The organism is Rahnella sp. R3(2024), assembly GCF_042920125.1.
Classification (GTDB): Bacteria; Pseudomonadota; Gammaproteobacteria; order Enterobacterales; family Enterobacteriaceae; genus Rahnella; species Rahnella rivi.
Genome location: NZ_JBHGBU010000001.1, coordinates 2,093,775 through 2,115,327, shown reverse-complemented (window position 1 = coordinate 2,115,327; position 21,553 = coordinate 2,093,775). Strand labels below are relative to the sequence as shown.

Here is a 21,553-nt window from a genome sequence, read left to right as displayed (position 1 = left end):
GCCTTTAACTGAAAGGCACTGCTGAATGCTGACCACTCCTTCCGTTCGAATTAACAAATACATAAGCGATAGCGGCATGTGTTCGCGCCGTGACGCCGATCGTTACGTCGGGCAGGGGCTGGTCTTTATCAACGATAAGCAGGCGGGATTTGGCGCGCCAGTATTTCCGGGTGATGTGGTGAACGTGAATGGTCAACAGATCGGGCTGCGCGACCAGGATGACCTGGTGCTGATCGCCCTGAACAAACCGGTGGGGATCATTACCACAATGGATGAGGGTCTGGCGGATAACATCGGTTTGCTCATCCGTCACAGCCAGCGCATTTTTCCCGTCGGGCGTCTGGATAAAGATTCGCACGGGCTGATTCTGCTGACCAATAACGGCGATGTAGTGAATAAGATCCTGCGCGCCGGTAATGATCACGAAAAAGAGTACGTGGTGACCGTTAACAAACCGGTGACCGACGCATTGATTCTCGGTCTGAGCGCCGGCGTCCCGATTTTGGGAACCGTAACGAAAGCCTGTAAAGTGATCAAAGAATCAGATGATGTCTTTCGTATTACTCTGGTGCAGGGGCTTAACCGTCAGATCCGCCGCATGGCGAAATATTTTGGCTATGAAGTCACACGGCTTGAGCGCGTGCGGATCATGAATATCCATCTTGCCGCGCTGCCGCCGGGGGAATCGCGCGAGTTAACCGGCGAGGAGCGGAGTGAGTTGTTCAGGCGTATCGAACATTCGGTTTCCGATCAATAATCGCCCTGAAAGCCCGTTTTACCCCCAAAAGCATCCCCTGTTTCCTCTGGATTGCCCACTTCGGTCCAATTGTGACCACTGTCATAAAACTGTCATATAACGTACATTTTACTGTCACCTAATTGTCCTATTTTCCTCCTGTGCCAAACACTTTAATTAACGTCGACATTAAGTCGGGAAGTTTAAAACCACCAGGAGTGGAACATGAAATTGATGCGTAACACCGTCGCCGGTTTTGTAGCAGCGACTTTTTCCCTCACAGCAATGTCTGCTTTCGCTGCCAGTAATCTGACTGGTGCTGGCGGTACCTTCCCTGCCCCTGTTTACGCCAAGTGGGCGGATGCTTACCAGAAAGAAACCGGTAACCAGGTGAACTATCAGGGCATCGGTTCTTCCGGCGGCGTGAAACAAATTATCGCCAAGACTGTCGATTTCGGTGCCTCTGATGCGCCGATGAAAGAAGAAGATCTGAACAAAAACGGCCTGTTCCAGTTCCCAACCGTAATCGGTGGTGTGGTACTGGCGGTAAACATCCCTGGGATCACATCCGGTCAGCTGACGCTGGACGGCGCAACGCTGGGTGATATCTACCTCGGCAAAATCAAAAAGTGGAACGACGCGGCGATCACTAAGCTGAACCCGGGCGTGAAACTGCCAGACACCAACATCGCGGTCGTTCGCCGTGCTGATGGCTCAGGCACCTCTTTCGTGTTCACCAGCTATCTGGCGAAAGTGAACAACGAGTGGAAAGAGAAAATCGGTTCAGGTTCTACCGTTAACTGGCCTACCGGTCTGGGCGGTAAAGGTAACGACGGCGTCGCGGCCTTCGTACAGCGTCTGCCAGGCTCCATCGGCTATGTAGAATACGCTTACGCTAAACAGAACAACCTGGCATACACCAAACTGGTTGATGCTGACGGTAAAGCGATTTCCCCGACGGAAGAATCCTTCAGCGCAGCAGCCAAAGGCGCTGACTGGAAGAAAACCTTCGCTCAGGATCTGACGAATCAGAAAGGTGATAACGCCTGGCCAATCAGCTCCACCACCTTCATCCTGATTTACAAAGACCAGGCCGATGCAGCGAAAGGCACTGAAGTGCTGAAGTTCTTCGACTGGGCTTACAAAAACGGCAACAAACTGACGACCGATCTGGATTACGCCGCACTGCCTGACTCTGTTGTTGAACAGATCCGCGCAGCCTGGAAAACCAACATTAAAGATTCCAGCGGTAAAGCACTGTACTAGGATCTGACCTTACGTCTGATATAGAGTACAAGTCTTCTGCTTCATTCCCTCTCCGGCCGGGGAGGGAATTAAATCTGAATTAAAAGAGAGTGGTATGGCTGAATACAAGCCGGCTATTAAGGCACCAAGCAAAAACGGTGACATCATCTTCGGCGCGCTGGTCAAACTGGCTGCGCTGATCGTGTTATTAATGCTGGGCGGTATTATCGTCTCGCTGTTTATTGCTTCCCTTCCAAGCATCGAAAAGTTTGGTTTATCCTTCCTGTGGACTAAAACCTGGGATGCCCCGAACGAACAATTCGGCGCACTGGTACCGATTTACGGCACCGTGGTGACCTCGATTATCGCCTTGCTGATTGCCGTACCGGTCAGCTTTGGTATCGCATTATTCCTCACCGAACTTGCCCCTAACTGGATGAAGCGCCCGCTGGGTATTGCAATCGAACTGCTGGCGGCGATCCCCAGTATTGTTTACGGCATGTGGGGGCTGTTCGTCTTTGCACCGCTGTTTGCGCAGTATTTCCAGACCCCTGTCGGTGACGTGCTCTCCGGCATTCCGATCGTCGGCGCCTTGTTCGCCGGCCCCGGTTTCGGTATCGGTATTCTGGCCGCCGGTGTGATCCTTGCCATCATGATCATCCCTTACATCGCCTCTGTGATGCGTGACGTGTTTGAACAAACACCGGTGATGATGAAAGAGTCTGCATACGGCATTGGCTGTACGACGTGGGAAGTGATCTGGCGCATCGTGCTGCCGTTCACCAAAAATGGCGTGATTGGCGGTGTGATGTTAGGCCTTGGCCGCGCGTTGGGTGAAACCATGGCGGTGACCTTTATCATCGGTAACACCTACCAGCTCGACAGCGTCTCGCTGTATATGCCGGGCAACAGTATTACCTCGGCGCTGGCCAACGAATTCGCTGAAGCGGAAGCCGGTCTGCATACTGCCGCGCTGATGGAACTCGGCCTCATCCTGTTTGTTATCACCTTTATTGTTCTGGCGCTGTCGAAAGTGATGATTCTGCGCCTGGCTAAGAAAGAGGGCCGTTAAGATGACGACACTCGAAATGCAAAGCACACCTGAACTGCTGGAATCGCGCCGTAAACGCCAGGCATGGCGTCGCCAGAAGAACCGTCTGGCGCTGATGGTGTCGATGATGACCATGGCATTCGGTCTGTTCTGGCTGGTGTGGATCCTGTTTACGACCGTAGTCAAAGGCGTAGACGGCATGTCGCTGGCGCTCTTTACCGAAAACACCCCGCCTCCGAATACCGCGGGCGGCGGTCTGGCGAACGCCATCGCAGGCAGCGGATTACTTATTCTGTGGGCGACCGTGATCGGTACGCCGCTGGGCGTGATGGCGGGAATTTATCTGGCCGAATATGGCCGTAAATCCTGGCTGGCGGAGTTTATTCGTTTCATCAACGACATTCTGCTTTCTGCGCCATCTATCGTCGTCGGTCTGTTTGTGTACACCATTATGGTGGCGAAAATGGGGCACTTCTCCGGCTGGGCGGGCGTTCTGGCGCTGGCGCTGCTGCAAATCCCGATTGTGATTCGTACCACCGAAAACATGCTCAAACTGGTGCCGGACAGCCTGCGCGAAGCGGCTTACGCACTGGGTACACCAAAGTGGAAGATGATTTCGGCCATCACGCTGAAAGCATCGGTTTCCGGCATTATCACCGGTATCTTGCTGGCGATTGCCCGTATTGCCGGTGAAACCGCGCCGCTGCTGTTCACGTCGCTCTCCAACCAGTTCTGGAGCACCGACATGATGCAGCCGATTGCCAACCTGCCGGTGACCATCTTTAAGTTCGCGATGAGCCCGTTCGGTGAATGGCAACAACTTGCGTGGGCGGGCGTGCTGCTGATTACGCTGTGCGTGCTGTTGCTGAATATTCTGGCGCGTGTGATTTTCGCGCAGAAGAAACAATAATTCATTATTGAGGGCAGGCGATGTCGGCTGGCCTCACTGTTTTCCCTGCGTCGCGATGCGGCGCACGAATAAGAGAGATGTCTGAGAATGACTGACGCATCCAACAGCAAGATTCAGGTTCGCGATCTGAACTTTTATTACGGCAAATTCCACGCGTTGAAAAATATTTCCCTGGATATTGCCAAGAACGAAGTCACCGCCTTCATCGGCCCGTCAGGCTGTGGGAAATCCACGCTGCTGCGCACGTTCAATAAAATGTATCAGCTGTATCCTGAACAACACGCGGAAGGCGAAATCCTGCTCGACGGCGAAAACATTCTGGTCGACAAGCAAGATATCGCCCTGCTGCGCGCCAAAGTCGGCATGGTGTTCCAGAAACCGACGCCGTTCCCGATGTCGATTTATGACAACATCGCCTTTGGTGTGCGTCTGTTTGAGAAACTTTCCCGTACCGATATGGACGAGCGCGTGCAGTGGGCGCTGACCAAAGCGGCATTGTGGAATGAATCCAAAGACAAGCTGCACCAGAGCGGTTACAGCCTGTCCGGCGGCCAGCAACAGCGTTTGTGTATCGCGCGCGGTATTGCGATCCGCCCTGATGTGTTGCTGCTTGATGAACCTTGCTCGGCGCTGGATCCGATTTCCACGGGCCGTATCGAAGAGCTCATTACCGAATTAAAATCCGATTACACGGTAGTGATTGTGACGCACAACATGCAGCAGGCTGCGCGTTGTTCAGACCGCACTGCGTTTATGTATCTGGGCGAACTGATCGAATACAGCGACACTGACTCGCTGTTCACTTCGCCAGCGCGTAAACAGACCGAAGATTACATTACTGGCCGTTACGGTTGAGGTAAGAAAAATGGATAACCTGAACTTAAATAAACATATTTCCGGCCAGTTCAATGCAGAGCTTGAACACATCCGCACTCAGGTGCTGGCAATGGGCGGGCTGGTTGAGCAGCAACTGACGGACGCTATCACCGCGATGCACAATCAGGACGCGGAGCTGGCGCAGCAGGTCATCAAAGGTGATGACAAAGTGAACATGATGGAAGTGGCGATCGACGAAGCTTGCGTGCGCATTATTGCCAAGCGCCAGCCGACCGCCAGCGATCTGCGCTTAGTGATGGCGATCATCAAAACCATTTCCGAGCTGGAACGCATCGGTGACGTGGCGGATAAAATCTGCCGTACCGCGCTGGAAAAATTCTCGCATCTGCATCAGCCATTGCTGGTCAGCCTGGAGTCGCTGGGCCGCCACACCGTGCAGATGTTGCATGACGTGCTCGATGCGTTTGCGCGCATGGATCTCGACGAAGCCGTGCGTATTTACCGCGAAGACAAAAAAGTGGATCAGGAATATGAAGGCATCGTGCGTCAGTTGATGACCTACATGATGGAAGATCCACGCACGATTCCGAGTGTGCTGACTGCGCTGTTCTGCGCCCGCTCGATAGAGCGTATCGGCGACCGTTGTCAGAACATTTGTGAGTTCATCTTCTACTTCGTGAAAGGTCAGGATTTCCGTCACGTCGGCGGTGATGCCCTGGATAAATTACTGACCGACAGCAAAGAGAAAAAAGAGTAACCGGTCGGTGACACAGTCCCAATGAAAAAGGCCTCCGTTGAGGCCTTTTTGCTGTCCGATCAGCGGGTTATTTCATGACGTATCGCAGTGCCACCATGACCGCCAGCTGGCGATAATGCGCGACCTGTAAATCCACTTCATCAGGATTTTCAAATAACGCGCCAAAGGTGTACTGGTTAGCCACCTGGTGAACACACAAACTGCTGATCAGCCGGTGGACATCGCGCGCCTGCGCATCATCTTTAAACAGATGGCTCTGCTTTCCCCGTTCCAGAATATCTTCCAGCAAGGTTAACGCGGATTTATTGATCTCACGAATGCTGGTGGACTGACGGATAAAACGCCCGCGCAGCATGTTCTCGGTGGAGACAATACGGATAAATTCCGGATGTGAGACGTGGAAATCAAAACTGGCTTCCACCAGCTTCACGATGGCTTCCGCCGGCGGAAACGCCGATAAATCCAGCGCCAGTTCATGCTGGCGGATCTCACGGTACACGTGCTCCAGCACCAGCAAATACAGCGCTTCTTTGGTCTTATAGTGATAGACCACCATGCGTTTTGTGGTGTTGGCGTTGGCGGCGATATTTTCCATGCGCGCGCCCATCAGGCCCGATTCGGCGAACTCAGCCAGTGCGCTGTCGAAAATGCGCTGTTTCAGGCCTATCGGATCATTTTTACGTCCCGGCGCCGGGGAACTTTGGCTGCTCAGCGTCTTACCCTCATCGTTAACCACATTTACGCTCCAGAGATTAACCATTGATTCGCCCGGTTACAATCAGCCTGGCGACAATCCGTGCGTACCTGCCCGCAACACTTGACGAACGAGGGTTCAGGGTCCACTACTGTAAGAACCGAAACCTGATAAAAAGGACGCTATTTTGCCTGCAACTTCCCGATTACGTTCCATTGCGACGGTTTCTGTGCCCGGCACCCTGCCTGAAAAACTGAAGGCGATTGCCGCTGCCGGGTTTGATGGTGTGGAAATTTTTGAAGATGATTTACTGAAAAACCCGGTCAAGCCGGTCGCTATCCGCAATCTGGCGGATTCTCTGGGGTTGCGTATCTTCCTGCTGCAACCTTTTCGCGATTTTGAAGGCGTCGCGCCGGAAAAACGGCCTGAAAAACTCGCCAGCGCCCGGCGTCAGTTTGATCTCATGAGCGAACTGGGCTGCGATCATCTGCTGGTGTGCAGCAACACCGACGCCGACAGCTCTGCCGAACGCGAGGTACAGATTGCCGATCTGGCTGCCCTGGCCGACATGGCGCAGCCGTACGCTATCCGCATCGGCTACGAAGCGCTGGCGTGGGGGAAACACGTTAACCGCTATCTGCAGGCCTGGGATCGCGTGCGTGAGGTCAATCATCCGGCGCTGGGCATTGTCCTGGACAGCTTTCACGTGCTGGCCGTCGGCGATAATCTCGACCGGCTGGACGAGGTTCCGCTGGATAAAATCAGCTTCCTGCAACTGGCCGACGCGCCCTTCAAAGACATGAACGTACAGCAATGGAGCCGCAGCTACCGCTGCTATCCCGGACAAGGCGATTTACCGCTGGTGGATTTTGTCAGTACGCTGAATCAAAAAGGCTTCAGCGGGCCGTGGTCACTGGAAATCTTCAACGATAAAATCCTGCCGCTGGCGGATGGCCTGCGCTCGCTCACCGAGCTGGAAAAACGCATGCAGGCTTATCATCAGATCACCTCCGAAGACTGATTCATCGCCAATATGTCATTGCGGACGTGACATATTGGCGGTCATTCTGGCGCGCAGGTCCCCGGGTTGACGACCTGTGCCGGGTTTATGCAGTGCCTGAACGGCAAAGGGTAAAACTTATTCAGATGGTTGCGTCTTTATTCTGAATACATTGATGTGAGTTATGGAATCCGGCTCGAACGAGTGATGTAATCCTCCCCATCCAGTGCTGGCGCTTTTCCGCTAAAATCCTTAGGATACCCCCCGATTGTTTTTCCCCCATTTTGGAACTCACACATGAGCACACCACACAGCAATGCGACCGGTGGTAAAGGACTGGCTGAGCGTCTGTTTAAACTGACCCAGCACGGTACGACGGTTCGCACTGAAACTATCGCCGGTTTAACCACCTTCCTGACCATGGTCTACATCGTTTTCGTGAACCCGCAGATTCTGGGTGTCGCGGGCATGGATAAACAGGCCGTCTTTGTGACCACCTGTCTGATTGCCGCCTTCGGCAGCATCCTGATGGGCGTGATTGCTAATCTGCCTGTCGCGCTGGCACCGGCAATGGGGCTGAATGCGTTCTTTGCATTTGTGGTGGTGGGCGCGATGGGCGTTTCCTGGCAGGTCGGGATGGGCGCGATTTTCTGGGGCGCGGTGGGTTTGCTGTTGCTGACCATTTTCCGTATCCGTTACTGGATGATAGCCAATATTCCGGTCAGCCTGCGTGTGGGGATCACCGCCGGTATCGGGTTGTTCATCGGCATGATGGGGCTGAAAAATGCCGGAATTATTGTGCCGAACCCGGACACCATTGTGACCATTGGTAACCTGACCTCACACAACGTCCTGCTGGGTGTGTTGGGCTTCTTTATTATCGCCGTGCTGGCGTCGCGTAATTTCCACGCCTCTGTGCTGGTGTCGATCATTGTTACCACCGGCATTGGCCTGATGATTGGCGATGTGCACTACAACGGATTCTGGTCGATGCCGCCAAGTATCACCACCGTTGTCGGTCAGGTGGATCTGAAAGGTGCGCTGAACATCGGTCTGGCGGGCGTCATTTTCTCCTTCATGCTGGTGAACCTGTTTGACTCCTCCGGTACGCTTATCGGTGTCACCGACAAAGCCGGTCTGGCGGATGCGCAGGGCAAATTCCCGCAGATGAAGCAGGCGCTGTACGTTGACAGCGTGGCCTCTGTGGCTGGCGCGTTCATCGGCACATCTTCGGTAGGGGCTTACATCGAAAGCACCTCTGGCGTGTCTGTGGGCGGGCGTACCGGCCTGACGGCAGTGGTGACTGGTTTACTGTTCCTGCTGGTGATCTTCATTTCCCCGCTGGCGGGTATGGTGCCGGAATACGCGGCCGCCGGTGCACTGATTTATGTCGGCGTGCTGATGACGTCAAGTCTGGCGCGCGTGTCATGGGATGACCTGACCGAAGCGGTTCCGGCGTTCGTGACCGCGGTGATGATGCCGTTCAGCTTCTCAATCACCGAAGGTATCGCGCTGGGCTTCATCTCTTACGTGGTGATGAAACTGGGCACCGGCCGCTGGAGAGAAATCAGCCCGTGCGTGGTTGTGGTGGCCTTACTGTTCGTGCTGAAAATCGCGTTTGTCGACGCACACTGATTTTTATCACGATAAAAAAACAGCCCGCATTTGCGGGCTGTTTGCATTTCTGAGACAGGGAATTATTTACTGACGCGGTGCGTGTAATCCGCAAAGGCAGTGAGCTGGCCTTTGAGGAAATCCAGCGTCCCCTGATCAATCACTTCACCGGTCTGCTCATCAACTTTGCTTTGGATCACGCCGCCCATGAACTCAGGTTTGTTCATCACCATCGCATCCAGGAAAACCAGAATCTGACGCAGATGATACTGGCAACGTGCTCCGCCTACCGGTCCCATTGAGCTGGTCTGGATCAGTACCGGTTTACCGGCTAAAGGCTGGTCAGGCAGGCGTGAAATCCAGTCGATAGCGTTTTTCAGACCACCGGGCACCGAGTAGTTATATTCCGGCGTCACAATGATCACCCCGTCGGCCTGACGGATTTGTTCCGCAATGGCCTCGATATCGGCCGGGAACCCGTCTTCCTGCTGAATATCCGCATCGTAAAGCGGCACAGACCCTATCGACGGCAGCGCTTCAATCGTGACACCGGCTGGCGCAACTTTCGGCAGCGAGCGGGCGACCATCGCGTTATAAGACCCTTTACGAAGACTACCTAACAGTGTGACAAACTTCAGTGGCTGAGCTGACATGGTTAACTCCTGTTATGGATAACGTTTGGGTTCTACCTTAAACGAAAAACGACATGGCGATATATAAGGTTAATGAAAACATAGGTGAAGTTTTATTTAGCAGGCGGCAGGCTGATGAATTTCATGTAATGCGGTGATTCGGATTGCTGATCGACAGACAGGGTTTGCGTGCGGGTAAAGCCATTTTCCGGTTCATAACGCCAGCACTGCAAACGAATTATCGACGGCGACTGCGCGCACGCCCAGGTGATCGGCCCTTCGATGTCGCTCATCACCTGCGCCTCCGGCGTCACGGTCGAGCGCAATCGCCCCGAGGCAGGATTCAGACTCAGCGTCAGCGGATTCTGCTCATTCATCCCGGACATTTTCAACATGCTCTGACGGATGCACCACAACTGCAATGAAGACTCGATGGGATCGGACTGCATGGCAATCCAGGTTTTCTCGACGGCGGACAACTGCTCCTGCTGCTGAGGATTAACCAGCGCACTGCGGGCGTGAATGATTTCCAGATCCAGCCCCACTTTGCCTTCGCTGCTGATCAATACGCCGACCGTACTCCCGGCATAGGCCAGGCTGAAATCGGGAAGATCAGGAGATTCGAAACTTGGGCGACCGCTGGGCAAGGTAATGACGTTGGGCAGTTCGGGGATGCCGTAGAGATAGAAAATCATTTCTGCGAGCAGAACGCGTCCGTTCAGAAAGCGACGGCGCTGTTTTTCGGAAAGGTTTCTTGCGGATAATACGATGTCTTTGGGCACCCGGTGAGTATCAGGTTCTGCATCCGTTACTGCCCATCTTGCAAAATGGCACGCCATTGTTCACTCCATGATTAATGGTTCGACCATATTTTCTCAATATCAGATAAGAATAACATTAAGAGAAATCATTAAAAACTGATTAAAACCCGCGGCACACCACACTTATTTTACTTTTCAGAAAGATTTTCATAACGCTTTAGTGAGCGCTATCACGTATTTACCCTCATGGTGAGAAGAGATCTCATCAACACGATGTTCTGGTTTTTCACCCGGATGATCTGACCACCAGATATATCTACTATAGCAACATAAAGAAACATCAGAAAATGCCGTTAGTACTTAAGCAGCGATCTCGCTGCTTTGCCGGTGAGTACCCTAAAATGTTAAAAACAACACAATCTCGCTTTATCGCATTGATCAGCTTGTTTTTTATTGTGCTGATCATCGTTACGCTCATTGTTATCCAGGTCTTTATCGCACCCCAACTGAAACAAACCGAGAGTAAGCTGGTTGCCAGTCAGGTGGCGGATGTGGCGATCGCGATTAACGATCGCCTGAATAAAGTGGAATCACAGGTCCGTACCATCACGCAAACTGTCGCACAAATGGACAGCGACAGTATCGATCGCCTGCTGCCCGCGCTGGTCGATCAGTACGGTGATTCTGCTGTCTTTGGCGGCGGCATCTGGCCGTTGCCGAATCAGCGCGATCCCGCAAAAATCAAATTCAGTACCTTTTTTGCACGCAATAATAATAATCTCCTGACGGTTAACACTTTCTGGAACAGCGCTGAATCACCTAACTACTTTGATCAGTCCTGGTATCTGGCGGCGTCAAAAGGCCAAAAAGGACAGTGTGTCTGGGCACCGGCGTATTTCGATGATGCCAGCACGCAGCCGCGCACTAACTGCGCCATGCCGATTTATAAAGGCGACAAGCAATGGGGCGTTGCCACCATTGACGTCACGCTGGGCTTCTTTAACCAGCTGGTGATCGCGATGGAGAAGAAGGTTAACGGTAAGATTTATATCGTTGAGAAAGACGGCACCATCGTTGGCACCAGCCACGCCAGCGATGAAAAACTGCCAAAGCTGGCTTCATTAGGCGAACAGTCAGCGCTGGTGGCACAAATCCGTCAGAGCTTTGACCAGATTGATAACCAGCCCGAACTGATGACTGATTACGACAGCGACGGCACATCTCACACAATGTTCATGAGCAAAATTCAGGGACCGTGGTACATCGTCACGGACATGCCGACCAGCCAGTTACTGACGCGCACGCACAGTATTCTTGCCAGCCTTGGCATGGTGCAAATCCCGATGGTATTGCTGTTACTGATTGTACTGATTGTGGTCATCAAGATGTTCATGCGTCAGCTTGCTGCGCTGCATAAAAATATCAGCCAGCTTTCTGCGGGGGGCGCGGATCTTACCCGTCGCTTACCGGAAAGCCGCAGCCCGGAATTCAATGACATCAATCAGAGCTTCAACAGTTTCCTGTCGTTCCTGCAAACGATCCTCCGTCAGGTCGGCGACAGCAGTCTGGCCATTACCTCTGCATCACGGCAGATCGCCAGCGGAAATCTCGATCTCTCCGCGCGTACCGAGGAGCAGGCCAGTTCAATTGTTGAAACGGCCGCATCAATGGAAGAGCTGACCAGCACGGTGAAACAGAATGCCGCAAACGCGGAAGGGGCCAACCAGCTGGCGCGCGAAGCCTCTGCCGTTGCTGAAAAAGGCTCGGAAGTGGTGAAACAGGTGGTTGAAACAATGGGGTCGATCACCCGTTCTTCACACAAAATCGTCGATATCATCAGCGTGATTGACGGCATCGCCTTCCAGACCAATATTCTGGCGCTGAATGCGGCGGTGGAAGCGGCCCGTGCCGGTGAGCAGGGGCGTGGTTTTGCGGTCGTGGCGTCCGAAGTGCGCAGCCTTGCGCAGCGTTCAGCCACCTCTGCCCGCGAAATTAAAAAACTCATCGAAGACTCGGTGGCGGATATTGCCACCGGCAGCCAGCTGGTGGCGACGGCGGGCTCCACCATGGATGAAGTGATGGGCGGTGTGAATAACGTGGCGACGCTGATGAATGAAATTATGTCGTCAAGTCAGGAGCAAAGCCTCGGTATAGGGCAGGTGAACGTCGCGATCACCCAGCTCGACAACGCCACCCAGCAAAACGCTGCGCTGGTGGAACAGGTATCAGCCGCCGCACAGGCGATGCAGGATCAAACCGTTCAGCTGCAAACCGTGGTTGCCGGTTTTAAGTTGTGATCCTCTAACGCAGGATCCGCTGATTTTTGCGCTGACCCCTTCAGCCCGGCATTTTACTGCCGGGCTTTTTTAATTTTTCGCGATATATCCGGCAATCTGGCCGGAACCGTCGCACACTTAACGCACTGGCACGGCGGGAGAAGATGAATGAAAGCGATACAGGGCGGATTTATCATGGTGATCTGCCTGATGTTTACCGGCGCTCATGCAGCAGCCAGCCCGGATCCTGCGCAAATCAAACGGGGCGAATACCTGTCGCGTGCCGGAGATTGTGCCGCCTGCCATACCGCACCTGGCGGTAAACCTTTTGCCGGCGGCCTGAAAATGCTGACGCCGCTGGGGGCCATTTACACCACCAATATTACCCCGGACGTCACCACCGGTATTGGCAGCTATTCAGAAGAAGACTTCAGTCGCGCATTACGTCAGGGCATTGCCCGGGATGGCCATCATGTGTATCCGGCGATGCCTTATCCTTCTTTCAGTAAAATCACTGACGCAGATATGGCTGATTTATATGCCTTTTTCCACTATCAGGTGGCGGCTGTCAGCCAGAAAAATCGCGCCAGCGACATCCCTTTCCCCCTGAGCGTGCGCTTCCCGCTGGCGGTATGGGACAGTCTGTTTACCGTGCAGCAAATCGGGTATTCCGATCCGCAAAAAACCGCAGACTGGAACCGAGGTGCTTATCTGGTGCAGGGGTTAGGACACTGCGGCAGCTGCCATACGCCGCGCGGTATGGGGTATCAGGAGAAGGCGCTGGATCAGACTTCGCAGGATTATCTTTCCGGCGGGACGGTGGATGGCTGGCATGCACCCAATTTACGGGCAGATGCGACAACCGGGCTCGGGCAATGGAACGAAGCGGAAATCAGCCAGTTTCTGAAACTCGGGCACACCGACAGGGCGACGGCGTTCGGTTCAATGGCTGAGGTTATCCACAACAGCACGCAATATCTCAGCGATACTGACCGCCAGGCGATTGCGGTTTACCTGAAATCACTGCCGGCTGACGGAAATTATCGCGCGCAGGTTAATGATAATGCGACGACCATCGCGCTGGAGGCAGAAGACAGCACGGTGCCTGGCGCCAGGGTTTATCTGGATAACTGCCTTGATTGCCATCTTTCCAGCGGGCAGGGCGAACGTGGCCGTTATCCGCAGCTGGCGCAAAATCCGGTGGTGGTCAGCGACGATCCCTCCTCGCTTATCAATCTTGTCCTGAACGGTTCACCGGCACCGGCGACGCAGTTCGACACGAAAGCGGCTAAAATGCCGGGCTTTTCTGCCGGGCTGGACGATCGGGAGATTGCCGACGTGGTGACCTTTATCCGTCATGGCTGGGGAAACCAGGCCGGAGCGGTCAGCGCCGCGCAGGTGAAAGCGATGCGCAAACTCACCACGACATCAGGCCAGAGCGGTCAGTAATCTGCCTGTTCCGCAAAGAAGGTGATCAGACTGGTCAGCTTCGGGCGCGGCCTGAAATCGGGCAGATAGACCAGACTGATGGGTCTGGGAACGGGGACAAAATCCTCCATCACCGACACCATCCGTCCGCAAGCCAGATCGTCGGCCAGTAACACCTTTGGTTGCAACAGCAGTCCGGCATCCTGCAAGGCGGCGCAGCGCAGAGCGTTTCCGTCATTGGAGATATAGCGGCCGGACAGCGGCCATTTCGAGGTGCTGCCGTCTGTGTTGGTCAGCTTCCAGCCGTCGCTGTGATTCCAGACGGCATGGATCAGACATGAGTGATTTTTCAGTTCTTCCGGCGTGGCGGGTGTTCCATATTTTTTTAAGTAGGCGGGCGTGGCACAAATCACCATTTCATAAGGCTTCATTGGCCGCGCGACCAGCCGGTCATCACCCACAGGCCCGATGCGGATCGCCGCGTCATACCCTTCCTCAATCAAATCCACACGGGCGTTGCTCAGTGTCAGTTCGACCTGCACATGCGGAAATGCCTCCAGATAGCGCGCAAGTAAAGGCGATACCACGTTTGCCCCCAGCGACACCGGCGCGCTGATGCGCAGCAGCCCGCTGGGGGCGGTTTGCAGCCCTTCCACGGTACTTTCTGCCCATTTCACCTGCTCCAGGACGCGTTTACTGTTCTCGTAGAAAACAGCGCCCGCTTCGGTCAGGTTCTGCTTACGCGTGGTTCGCTGCACCAGACGCGTACTCAGATGCCGTTCCAGTTGCTGAATATGTTTGCCGACCATCACGGCAGAAATCCCCAGCTTCTCCGCCGCCGCGCTGAAATTTCCGGTTTCAGCCACGGTGACGAAGACTTCCATATTCCGTAATTTATCCATATTGCTAACCTGTGGTTAGTTCAGAGTGAAGAATCGTTCTATATATCTAACCTGAAGTTTGGTCAATGATGTTCCTGTCACCAACTGAGGAGCACATGATGGAAATTTTAGTGATTGGCGGGACGGGAACATTAGGCAAAGCCGTGGTCAGCGAGCTTGAGACAAATCATGACGTGATCACAGCGGGGAAGACTCACGGGGATTTTCAGGTGGATATCACCGATGAAAGTAGCGTCAAAGCGCTTTTCAACCATACCGGTAAACTGGATGCGATCATCGCGACCACCGGCAGTCTGCATTTTGGCCCGTTGACCGAAATGACGGCTGAACAGTTCAACACCGGTCTGCAGGACAAACTGCTGGGGCAGGTGCGCATCGGTCTGATCGGCCAGCACTTCCTGCATGATGGCGGCTCGATCACCCTGACCAGCGGCATTATCGCCGAGGAACCGATCCGTCAGGGTGCCAACGCCACCACGGTGAATGCTGCTGTGGAAGGTTTCGTGCGCGGCGCTGCCATCGAATTGCCGCGCGGGATCCGTATCAACGTCGTCAGCCCGACGGTTGTCGAAGAATCGCTGAAAAGTTACGGCCCGTTTTTCCCCGGCTTCGACGCCGCACCGGCCGCACGAGTGGCAAAAGCCTACCGACGCAGTGTCGAAGGTGCCCAGACAGGCCGCGTTTATAAAGTGTGGTAATCCGCGTCGCACTGAAGACAATAAAAAACCCACATTTTGCAATGTGGGTTTTTTGTGTTCCGGCGAAGAAGAAATCACTTACCGATACAGAAACTCGAGAAAATACGGCCCAGCAAATCGTCGGAGGTGAATTCGCCAGTGATTTCACTCAGCGACTGCTGTGCCAGCCGCAGTTCTTCCGCCAGCAATTCCCCCGCCCAGGCGCCTAACAGCTGATCTTTGCCCTGAACCAGGTGTTGTGCGGCGTCTTCCAGTGCGTGCAGATGACGGCGGCGGGCAAGGAATCCGCCTTCCATGTTGTGATTAAAGCCCATGACCTGTTTCAGATGATCGCGCAGCAAATCGACGCCATCCCCGGTACGGGCGGAAAGGCGAATCAGTGAGTGACCATTCACTTCTGTTTGCCCCAGCGCTTCGCCGGTGATATCGGCTTTATTACGCACCACCACGATAGGCAATGTGGCTGGCAGGCGGGCCATAAACTCCGGCCAGATATCCGCAGGTTCAGTGGCGGCTGTTGTCGTGCCATCGACCATAAACAGCACTAAGTCAGCCTGTTCGATCTCATTCCAGGCACGTTCGATACCAATGCGCTCTACTTCGTCACTGGCTTCACGCAGACCGGCGGTATCGATGATATGTAATGGCATCCCATCCAGATGAATATGTTCGCGCAGCACATCGCGGGTCGTCCCGGCAATATCGGTCACGATCGCCGCTTCGCGGCCAGCTAAGGCATTCAGCAGGCTGGATTTTCCGGCGTTCGGACGCCCGGCTATTACCACTTTCATCCCTTCACGCAGCAGGCTGCCCTGACGCGCTTCGGCGCGCACCGCGTCCAGATCTCCCATCACCGTATTGAGTTTGGCTTCAATTTTACCGTCGGACAGGAAGTCGATTTCCTCATCCGGGAAGTCGATAGCCGCTTCGACAAAGATCCGCAGGTGAGTGAGTGCTTCCACCAGATGATGAATACGGTTAGAGAATGCGCCCTGAAGCGAGTTCACCGCTGAACGCGCGGCCTGCTCTGAACTGGCATCAATCAGATCGGCAATCGCTTCGGCCTGTGCCAGATCGAGCTTATCGTTGAGGAAAGCGCGTTCAGAGAATTCGCCCGGACGCGCAATACGCACGTTTTCCAGCGCGATGATGCGTCTGAGCAGCAAATCGAGAATGACCGGCCCGCCGTGGCCTTGCAGTTCCAGCACGTCTTCGCCGGTAAAGGAATTTGGGCCGGGGAACCACAGCGCGATGCCCTGATCCAGCGTGCTGCCGTCTGCATCCTGAAACGGCAGATAATCGGCATAACGCGGCTTTGGCAATTTACCTAAGACAGCCTGTGCCACATCACGCGCCGCACGGCCGGAAATGCGCAAAATGCCCACACCACCGCGGCCGGGGGGCGTTGCCTGGGCAATAATGGTATCTGAGGTGCTCATAGCAATTTTCTCTGTTGGTCTTTTTACGGATATGCAAAAGGCGGTCAAATGACCGCCTTTGTCTTTTTATCACCAAGTTTAGCTGTCAGGACGAAACCCGCCCTGACATTAACTTATGACTTTTTCTTGTCGCGGCTGTGCAGACCACGTTTTTCCAGCCCGCGATAAATCAGCTGCTGCTGGAGAATGGTAACCAGGTTACTGACGATGTAGTACACCACCAGACCAGACGGGAACCACAGGAAGAACACGGTGAAGATGACCGGCATGAAGGTCATGATCTTCTGCTGCATCGGGTCAGTGACGGTGGTCGGCGACATCTTCTGAATGAAGAACATCGTGATACCCATCAGAACCGGCAGAATGTAGTACGGGTCTTGCGCTGACAGGTCATGGATCCACAGGATGAACGGCGCATGACGCAATTCAATGGAACCAGACAGCATGTAATACAGTGCCAGGAAGATAGGCATCTGAATAACCAGCGGCAGACAACCGCCCAGCGGGTTCACTTTCTCAGACTTATACAGCGCCATCATTTCCTGACTCATGCGCTGTTTGTCATCACCGATACGTTCACGCATGGCGGCCAGTTTCGGCTGCAGCATACGCATTTTCGCCATCGACGTGTACTGTGCGCGGGTCAGTGGGTACATGATACCGCGGACAATAAAGGTGATTACGATGATCGAGAAGCCCCAGTTACCGACAAACCCTTGAATGAATTTCAACAGTTTGAACAGTGGCTGAGAGATGAACCATAACCAACCGTAGTCAACCGTCAGATCCAGGTGAGGCGCGATAGCCGCCATTTTGTCCTGAATTTCCGGGCCAACCCACAAGATGGAAGCAACTTGTTGCTGCGCACCTGGTGCAACGGTAAACGGCGTGCCTTTAAAGCCAATCGTTGAGATACCGTTGTTGGTGGTGGTGAAGAAGGTATTGGTGTCTTTCGCAGACGGGATCCATGCAGTCGCAAAGTACTGCTGCAGCATTGCAACCCAACCGCCCTGAGTGGTGACATTCAGCACTTCGCTCTTATCGAACGCGTATTTCTGATATTTGTCATCGCTTGAGGAGTATGCCGCGCCGCGGAACGTGTGCAGAGCAAAGTTATTGCTTCCGGTATCACGGTGCTTAGGCAAATCGGTGGTTTGTTTCAGCTGACCAAACATCGTCAGATCAAGCGGGGTAGATGTGGTGTTGTTGATGTTGTATTCAACGTTAACCGCATAAGAACCGCGTTTGATCACGAAGGTTTTGGTGTAAATCGCCCCGTTTGCCGCCGTGTAAGTCATCGGAATGCGCAGTTCAGACTGACCTTCGGTCATCGTGAAGGTATCCGAGCTGGTCTGGAACAGAGGACGTTCGCCGTTCGCCGGATTATCTGGACCGTTTTTACCTGTCAGACCGCTTTGTGCCTGATAGATGAAATTAGGAGTGGTTTCCAGCAACTGGAATGGCTGGTCAGAACCCAACGTCGTAGGGTAAGCCTTCAGCAGAGCCTGCTCAATGTCGCCACCACGGGTGTTGATTGTTAATGACAGCACATCACTGTTAACTGTAATTAATTTGCCCTGTCCGCTACCAGGAACAGCCTGGTTAGCAGCATCACCGTTTGCAGTGTTCGCAGTCTGTTGCGTGGTCTGGTTGGCCGGTTGCGGAGCGTGGTCCGTTTGCCATGCCTGCCAGATCATGAAAGACACGAACAGCAGAGCGATGAGGAAAAGATTGCGTTGCGAATCCATCGTTAGAGTTCTCTGTTATTGTCGGTTTTCGGCGGTACGGGGTCATCACCACCTGGGTTCAAAGGATGGCATTTTAATACGCGTTTCAAAGTCAACCAACTGCCTTTTAACACGCCAAAACGACCAATTGCTTCAATACCGTATTGAGAGCAGGTTGGTCGAAAGCGGCAATGCGGCCCGAGCAAGGGACTGATGAACAACTGATAACCACGTATCAGTTTAATCAGGATGCGGGTGCCTGTCGGCAATGTCGACGCCATAATTTCTCCAACGCTTCCGTCAGCGCGCGATTGTCTAAATCGGCGACACCCTTCTTGGCTACTACCACAAAATCCATCGCCGGCAACGCATGCTGATTCAGTCGGAAACTCTCGCGGGTAAGGCGTTTGATCCGATTGCGTTCATGAGCGCGTTTGACGTGTTTTTTTGCGACGGTAAGACCGATGCGGGGATGCCCCAGCTCGTTCAGGCGGCCGAGTATCGTAATTTGCGGCGTGCCAGCCCGTTGTGGCTGCTGGAAGACGAAAGTGAAATGACGGGGAGTTAACAAACGTAACTCCCTGGGAAAAGCGAGCTTAACCACTAATTCGATTAGCTTTTATTACTTGGAAGCAGCTGACAGACGAGTACGGCCTTTCGCACGACGGCGGGCCAGAACCAGACGACCATTTTTGGTTGCCATACGAGCACGGAAACCGTGGGTGCGGTTGCGCTTCAATACGGACGGTTGGAAAGTGCGTTTCATAGCGATTTCTACCTAAACTTAAATTATTACTGATCAGTAAACGCGAAGACATGTCGGCGAAAATACGACCGATGCCCTTGTCGCAACATATAAAGAAGCGGGATTGTAATAACTGTACAGTCCTGAGTCAATTTAGATTGCCAGAAAGGGTCCAAATGTTTACCAGAATGGCCTGTGGTCACACCGCAAATCCATCTGGTTATGACCATCAGGAACACAGGCTTGACACATAGGGCTGAGAATTATACGGACTCTGATATAAATCGCAAGGATCCTCGGGCGATCCTTATCCACAGGGCTGAGATCTTGTGCGCAAACTGATGAAAAATGCCTCAGCGGAGTCCTATTTTTTCACCAGAGTGATGATTACATCGTCTAATTATAAAAGGATCGGCTAAGCTTACCCACTTGCCGACCGCTGCCTGTGGATAAAAAGGATCTAAACTGTCAGGAAGGGGAGGATCTCTGTGTCGGATTGCGTTATGATCCGCCATTCCGATCGCGATCCCAGCCGGGATGCCGTCGACAAAAACCGCAAAAAGCGGTTCGCACGTGACTTTACGCCACTGACAGGGTGGTGAAAGAAATTTCCCCCATTCAACGGGCGGAGCGTGTGTCAAAAATCATGATTTAAAAAATATCCTGATCCTTTTCTTTTTTGATCTTGTTCGAGTGGAGTCCGCCGTGTCACTTTCGCTTTGGCAGCAATGTCTTGCCCGTTTGCAGGATGAACTACCTGCCACAGAATTCAGTATGTGGATACGCCCCCTACAGGCGGAACTCAACGACAATACGCTGGCGCTTTACGCTCCGAATCGTTTTGTCCTGGATTGGGTTCGCGACAAATACTTAAATAATATTAACGGCTTGCTTAACGATTTCTGTGGAGCGAATGCCCCGTTGCTGCGTTTTGAAGTGGGCAGTAAGCCGTTGATTCAGCGCGTCAGCCAGCCCGTAGCTACCAGCGTCAGTTCGCAGGCGGCACCGGCTATTCCGCGCCTCGCACCTTCCCGTCCAAGCTGGGACAGCTCGCCGGTACAACCTGAGTTGTCTTACCGTTCTAACGTCAACCCAAAACACACTTTCGACAACTTCGTAGAAGGTAAGTCTAACCAACTGGCCCGCGCGGCGGCGCGTCAGGTGGCAGATAACCCGGGTGGCGCGTACAACCCGCTTTTCCTTTATGGCGGCACCGGCTTGGGTAAAACCCACTTATTGCACGCGGTCGGCAACGGCATTATGGCGCGTAAAGCCAATGCAAAAGTGGTGTACATGCACTCCGAGCGTTTTGTGCAGGACATGGTCAAAGCGCTGCAAAACAACGCCATCGAAGAGTTCAAACGCTACTATCGCTCCGTCGATGCGTTGCTCATCGATGACATTCAATTCTTTGCAAATAAAGAACGTTCACAGGAAGAGTTTTTCCACACCTTTAATGCCCTGCTGGAAGGCAATCAGCAGATCATCCTGACTTCAGATCGTTATCCAAAAGAGATCAACGGTGTGGAAGATCGTCTGAAATCCCGTTTCGGCTGGGGTCTGACGGTCGCGATCGAGCCGCCTGAGTTAGAAACCCGCGTGGCGATCCTGATGAAAAAGGCTGACGAGAATGATATCCGTCTGCCGGGTGAAGTGGCCTTCTTTATTGCCAAACGTCTGCGTTCTAATGTGCGTGAGCTTGAAGGCGCACTGAACCGCGTGATCGCGAACGCCAACTTTACCGGCCGTGCGATCACCATCGACTTCGTGCGTGAAGCGCTGCGTGATTTGTTAGCGCTGCAGGAGAAGCTGGTCACTATCGATAATATTCAGAAAACAGTGGCCGAATATTATAAAATCAAGGTCGCTGACCTGCTTTCCAAACGGCGCTCCCGTTCGGTAGCCCGCCCACGCCAGATGGCGATGGCGTTGGCGAAAGAGCTGACCAACCACAGCCTGCCAGAAATCGGCGATGCGTTCGGTGGTCGGGACCATACCACGGTGTTGCACGCCTGCCGTAAAATCGAGCAGTTGCGTGAAGAAAGTCACGACATCAAAGAAGATTTCTCCAACTTAATCAGAACATTATCTTCCTAGCGCT

General features: G+C 53.5%; 19 protein-coding genes and 2 pseudogenes. 12 read left to right on the top strand and 9 right to left on the bottom strand.

The features are described 5' to 3' along the window. Window positions 1–25: 25 nt before the first annotated feature. From rluF to phoU, 6 genes and pseudogenes are all read left to right on the top strand, one after another. Window positions 26–751, top strand: a pseudogene (gene rluF / locus ABSH60_RS09605) (23S rRNA pseudouridine(2604) synthase RluF); the annotation flags it as partial. A 210-nt stretch (window positions 752–961) separates the two neighbouring features. After that, window positions 962–2,002, top strand: a complete 1,041-nt coding sequence (gene pstS / locus ABSH60_RS09600) for a phosphate ABC transporter substrate-binding protein PstS (protein WP_122097126.1) — start codon at window positions 962–964, stop codon at window positions 2,000–2,002. Between the two features lie 94 nt (window positions 2,003–2,096). Beyond that, window positions 2,097–3,053 carry a phosphate ABC transporter permease PstC gene (pstC, locus tag ABSH60_RS09595; protein WP_056775946.1) on the top strand — a complete coding sequence of 319 codons (957 nt, stop codon included), beginning with the start codon at window positions 2,097–2,099 and terminating at the stop codon, window positions 3,051–3,053. Window position 3,054: 1 nt separating this feature from the next. Further along, window positions 3,055–3,942 carry a phosphate ABC transporter permease PstA gene (gene pstA, locus ABSH60_RS09590; protein ID WP_122097127.1) on the top strand — a complete coding sequence of 296 codons (888 nt, stop codon included), beginning with the start codon at window positions 3,055–3,057 and terminating at the stop codon, window positions 3,940–3,942. A gap of 87 nt (window positions 3,943–4,029) precedes the next feature. Further along, a complete protein-coding gene (pstB, locus tag ABSH60_RS09585; RefSeq protein ID WP_013577692.1) occupies window positions 4,030–4,797 on the top strand; it encodes a phosphate ABC transporter ATP-binding protein PstB in 768 nt (255 codons plus the stop codon). A gap of 10 nt (window positions 4,798–4,807) precedes the next feature. Then, window positions 4,808–5,536 (top strand): phosphate signaling complex protein PhoU, encoded by a 729-nt coding sequence (gene phoU / locus ABSH60_RS09580; RefSeq protein ID WP_056775944.1) that lies wholly within the window; start codon window positions 4,808–4,810, stop codon window positions 5,534–5,536. 67 nt (window positions 5,537–5,603) lie between these two features. Here the strand turns inward: phoU and ABSH60_RS09575 are convergent, their stop codons facing one another. Next, a complete protein-coding gene (locus ABSH60_RS09575; protein WP_122097128.1) occupies window positions 5,604–6,296 on the bottom strand; it encodes a TetR family transcriptional regulator in 693 nt (230 codons plus the stop codon). 121 nt (window positions 6,297–6,417) lie between these two features. Between ABSH60_RS09575 and ABSH60_RS09570 the strand changes: the two are divergent. After that, window positions 6,418–7,221, top strand: a pseudogene (locus ABSH60_RS09570) (sugar phosphate isomerase/epimerase family protein); the annotation flags it as partial. A gap of 306 nt (window positions 7,222–7,527) precedes the next feature. Beyond that, on the top strand, window positions 7,528–8,865 hold the full coding sequence (locus tag ABSH60_RS09565; RefSeq protein ID WP_056775940.1) for an NCS2 family permease: 1,338 nt from the start codon (window positions 7,528–7,530) through the stop codon (window positions 8,863–8,865). A 62-nt stretch (window positions 8,866–8,927) separates the two neighbouring features. On the opposite strand, the gene ABSH60_RS09560 is transcribed toward ABSH60_RS09565, so the two are convergent. Beyond that, on the bottom strand, window positions 8,928–9,497 hold the full coding sequence (locus tag ABSH60_RS09560) for an NADPH-dependent FMN reductase (RefSeq protein WP_136375916.1): 570 nt from the start codon (window positions 9,495–9,497) through the stop codon (window positions 8,928–8,930). A gap of 92 nt (window positions 9,498–9,589) precedes the next feature. Next, complete coding sequence (locus ABSH60_RS09555; protein WP_390973736.1) at window positions 9,590–10,315, bottom strand: 4'-phosphopantetheinyl transferase family protein; 726 nt, start codon at window positions 10,313–10,315, stop codon at window positions 9,590–9,592. 323 nt (window positions 10,316–10,638) lie between these two features. Between ABSH60_RS09555 and ABSH60_RS09550 the strand changes: the two genes are divergently transcribed. Together ABSH60_RS09550 and ABSH60_RS09545 are read left to right on the top strand one after the other, a co-directional pair. Continuing rightward, window positions 10,639–12,534 (top strand): methyl-accepting chemotaxis protein, encoded by a 1,896-nt coding sequence (locus ABSH60_RS09550; protein ID WP_390973734.1) that lies wholly within the window; start codon window positions 10,639–10,641, stop codon window positions 12,532–12,534. Window positions 12,535–12,681: 147 nt separating this feature from the next. Then, window positions 12,682–13,962, top strand: a complete 1,281-nt coding sequence (locus tag ABSH60_RS09545) for a c-type cytochrome (RefSeq protein ID WP_183849945.1) — start codon at window positions 12,682–12,684, stop codon at window positions 13,960–13,962. Here ABSH60_RS09545 and ABSH60_RS09540 read toward each other — a convergent pair. Next, window positions 13,956–14,843, bottom strand: a complete 888-nt coding sequence (locus tag ABSH60_RS09540) for a LysR family transcriptional regulator (RefSeq protein WP_217204190.1) — start codon at window positions 14,841–14,843, stop codon at window positions 13,956–13,958. The genes ABSH60_RS09545 and ABSH60_RS09540 overlap by 7 nt on opposite strands. A 98-nt stretch (window positions 14,844–14,941) precedes the next feature. On the opposite strand from ABSH60_RS09540, the gene ABSH60_RS09535 reads away from it, so the two are divergent. Then, entirely contained in the window at window positions 14,942–15,541 is a 600-nt protein-coding gene (locus ABSH60_RS09535; protein ID WP_390975718.1) for a short chain dehydrogenase, read from the top strand. 74 nt (window positions 15,542–15,615) lie between these two features. Here the strand turns inward: ABSH60_RS09535 and mnmE are convergent, their stop codons facing one another. The 5 genes from mnmE to rpmH form a co-directional block, all read right to left on the bottom strand. Then, the gene (gene mnmE, locus ABSH60_RS09530) at window positions 15,616–16,980 is read right to left on the bottom strand and encodes a tRNA uridine-5-carboxymethylaminomethyl(34) synthesis GTPase MnmE (RefSeq protein ID WP_056775924.1); all 1,365 of its coding nucleotides are present in this window, start codon (window positions 16,978–16,980) and stop codon (window positions 15,616–15,618) included. A gap of 113 nt (window positions 16,981–17,093) precedes the next feature. After that, window positions 17,094–18,728: a membrane protein insertase YidC gene (gene yidC / locus ABSH60_RS09525; protein ID WP_056775922.1), complete on the bottom strand. Its 1,635-nt coding sequence runs from the start codon at window positions 18,726–18,728 to the stop codon at window positions 17,094–17,096. Window positions 18,729–18,730: 2 nt separating this feature from the next. Further along, the gene (yidD, locus tag ABSH60_RS09520; RefSeq protein ID WP_072158102.1) at window positions 18,731–18,988 is read right to left on the bottom strand and encodes a membrane protein insertion efficiency factor YidD; all 258 of its coding nucleotides are present in this window, start codon (window positions 18,986–18,988) and stop codon (window positions 18,731–18,733) included. Continuing rightward, window positions 18,952–19,311, bottom strand: coding sequence for a ribonuclease P protein component (gene rnpA, locus ABSH60_RS09515; RefSeq protein ID WP_072158101.1), 360 nt, complete (start codon window positions 19,309–19,311; stop codon window positions 18,952–18,954). The genes yidD and rnpA overlap by 37 nt, the downstream gene beginning before the upstream one ends. An 18-nt stretch (window positions 19,312–19,329) precedes the next feature. Further along, complete coding sequence (gene rpmH, locus ABSH60_RS09510) at window positions 19,330–19,473, bottom strand: 50S ribosomal protein L34 (RefSeq protein ID WP_072158100.1); 144 nt, start codon at window positions 19,471–19,473, stop codon at window positions 19,330–19,332. A 684-nt stretch (window positions 19,474–20,157) separates the two neighbouring features. Between rpmH and dnaA the strand changes: the two genes are divergently transcribed. After that, window positions 20,158–21,549 carry a chromosomal replication initiator protein DnaA gene (dnaA, locus tag ABSH60_RS09505; protein WP_056775918.1) on the top strand — a complete coding sequence of 464 codons (1,392 nt, stop codon included), beginning with the start codon at window positions 20,158–20,160 and terminating at the stop codon, window positions 21,547–21,549. The last annotated feature ends 4 nt before the right edge of the window (window positions 21,550–21,553 follow it).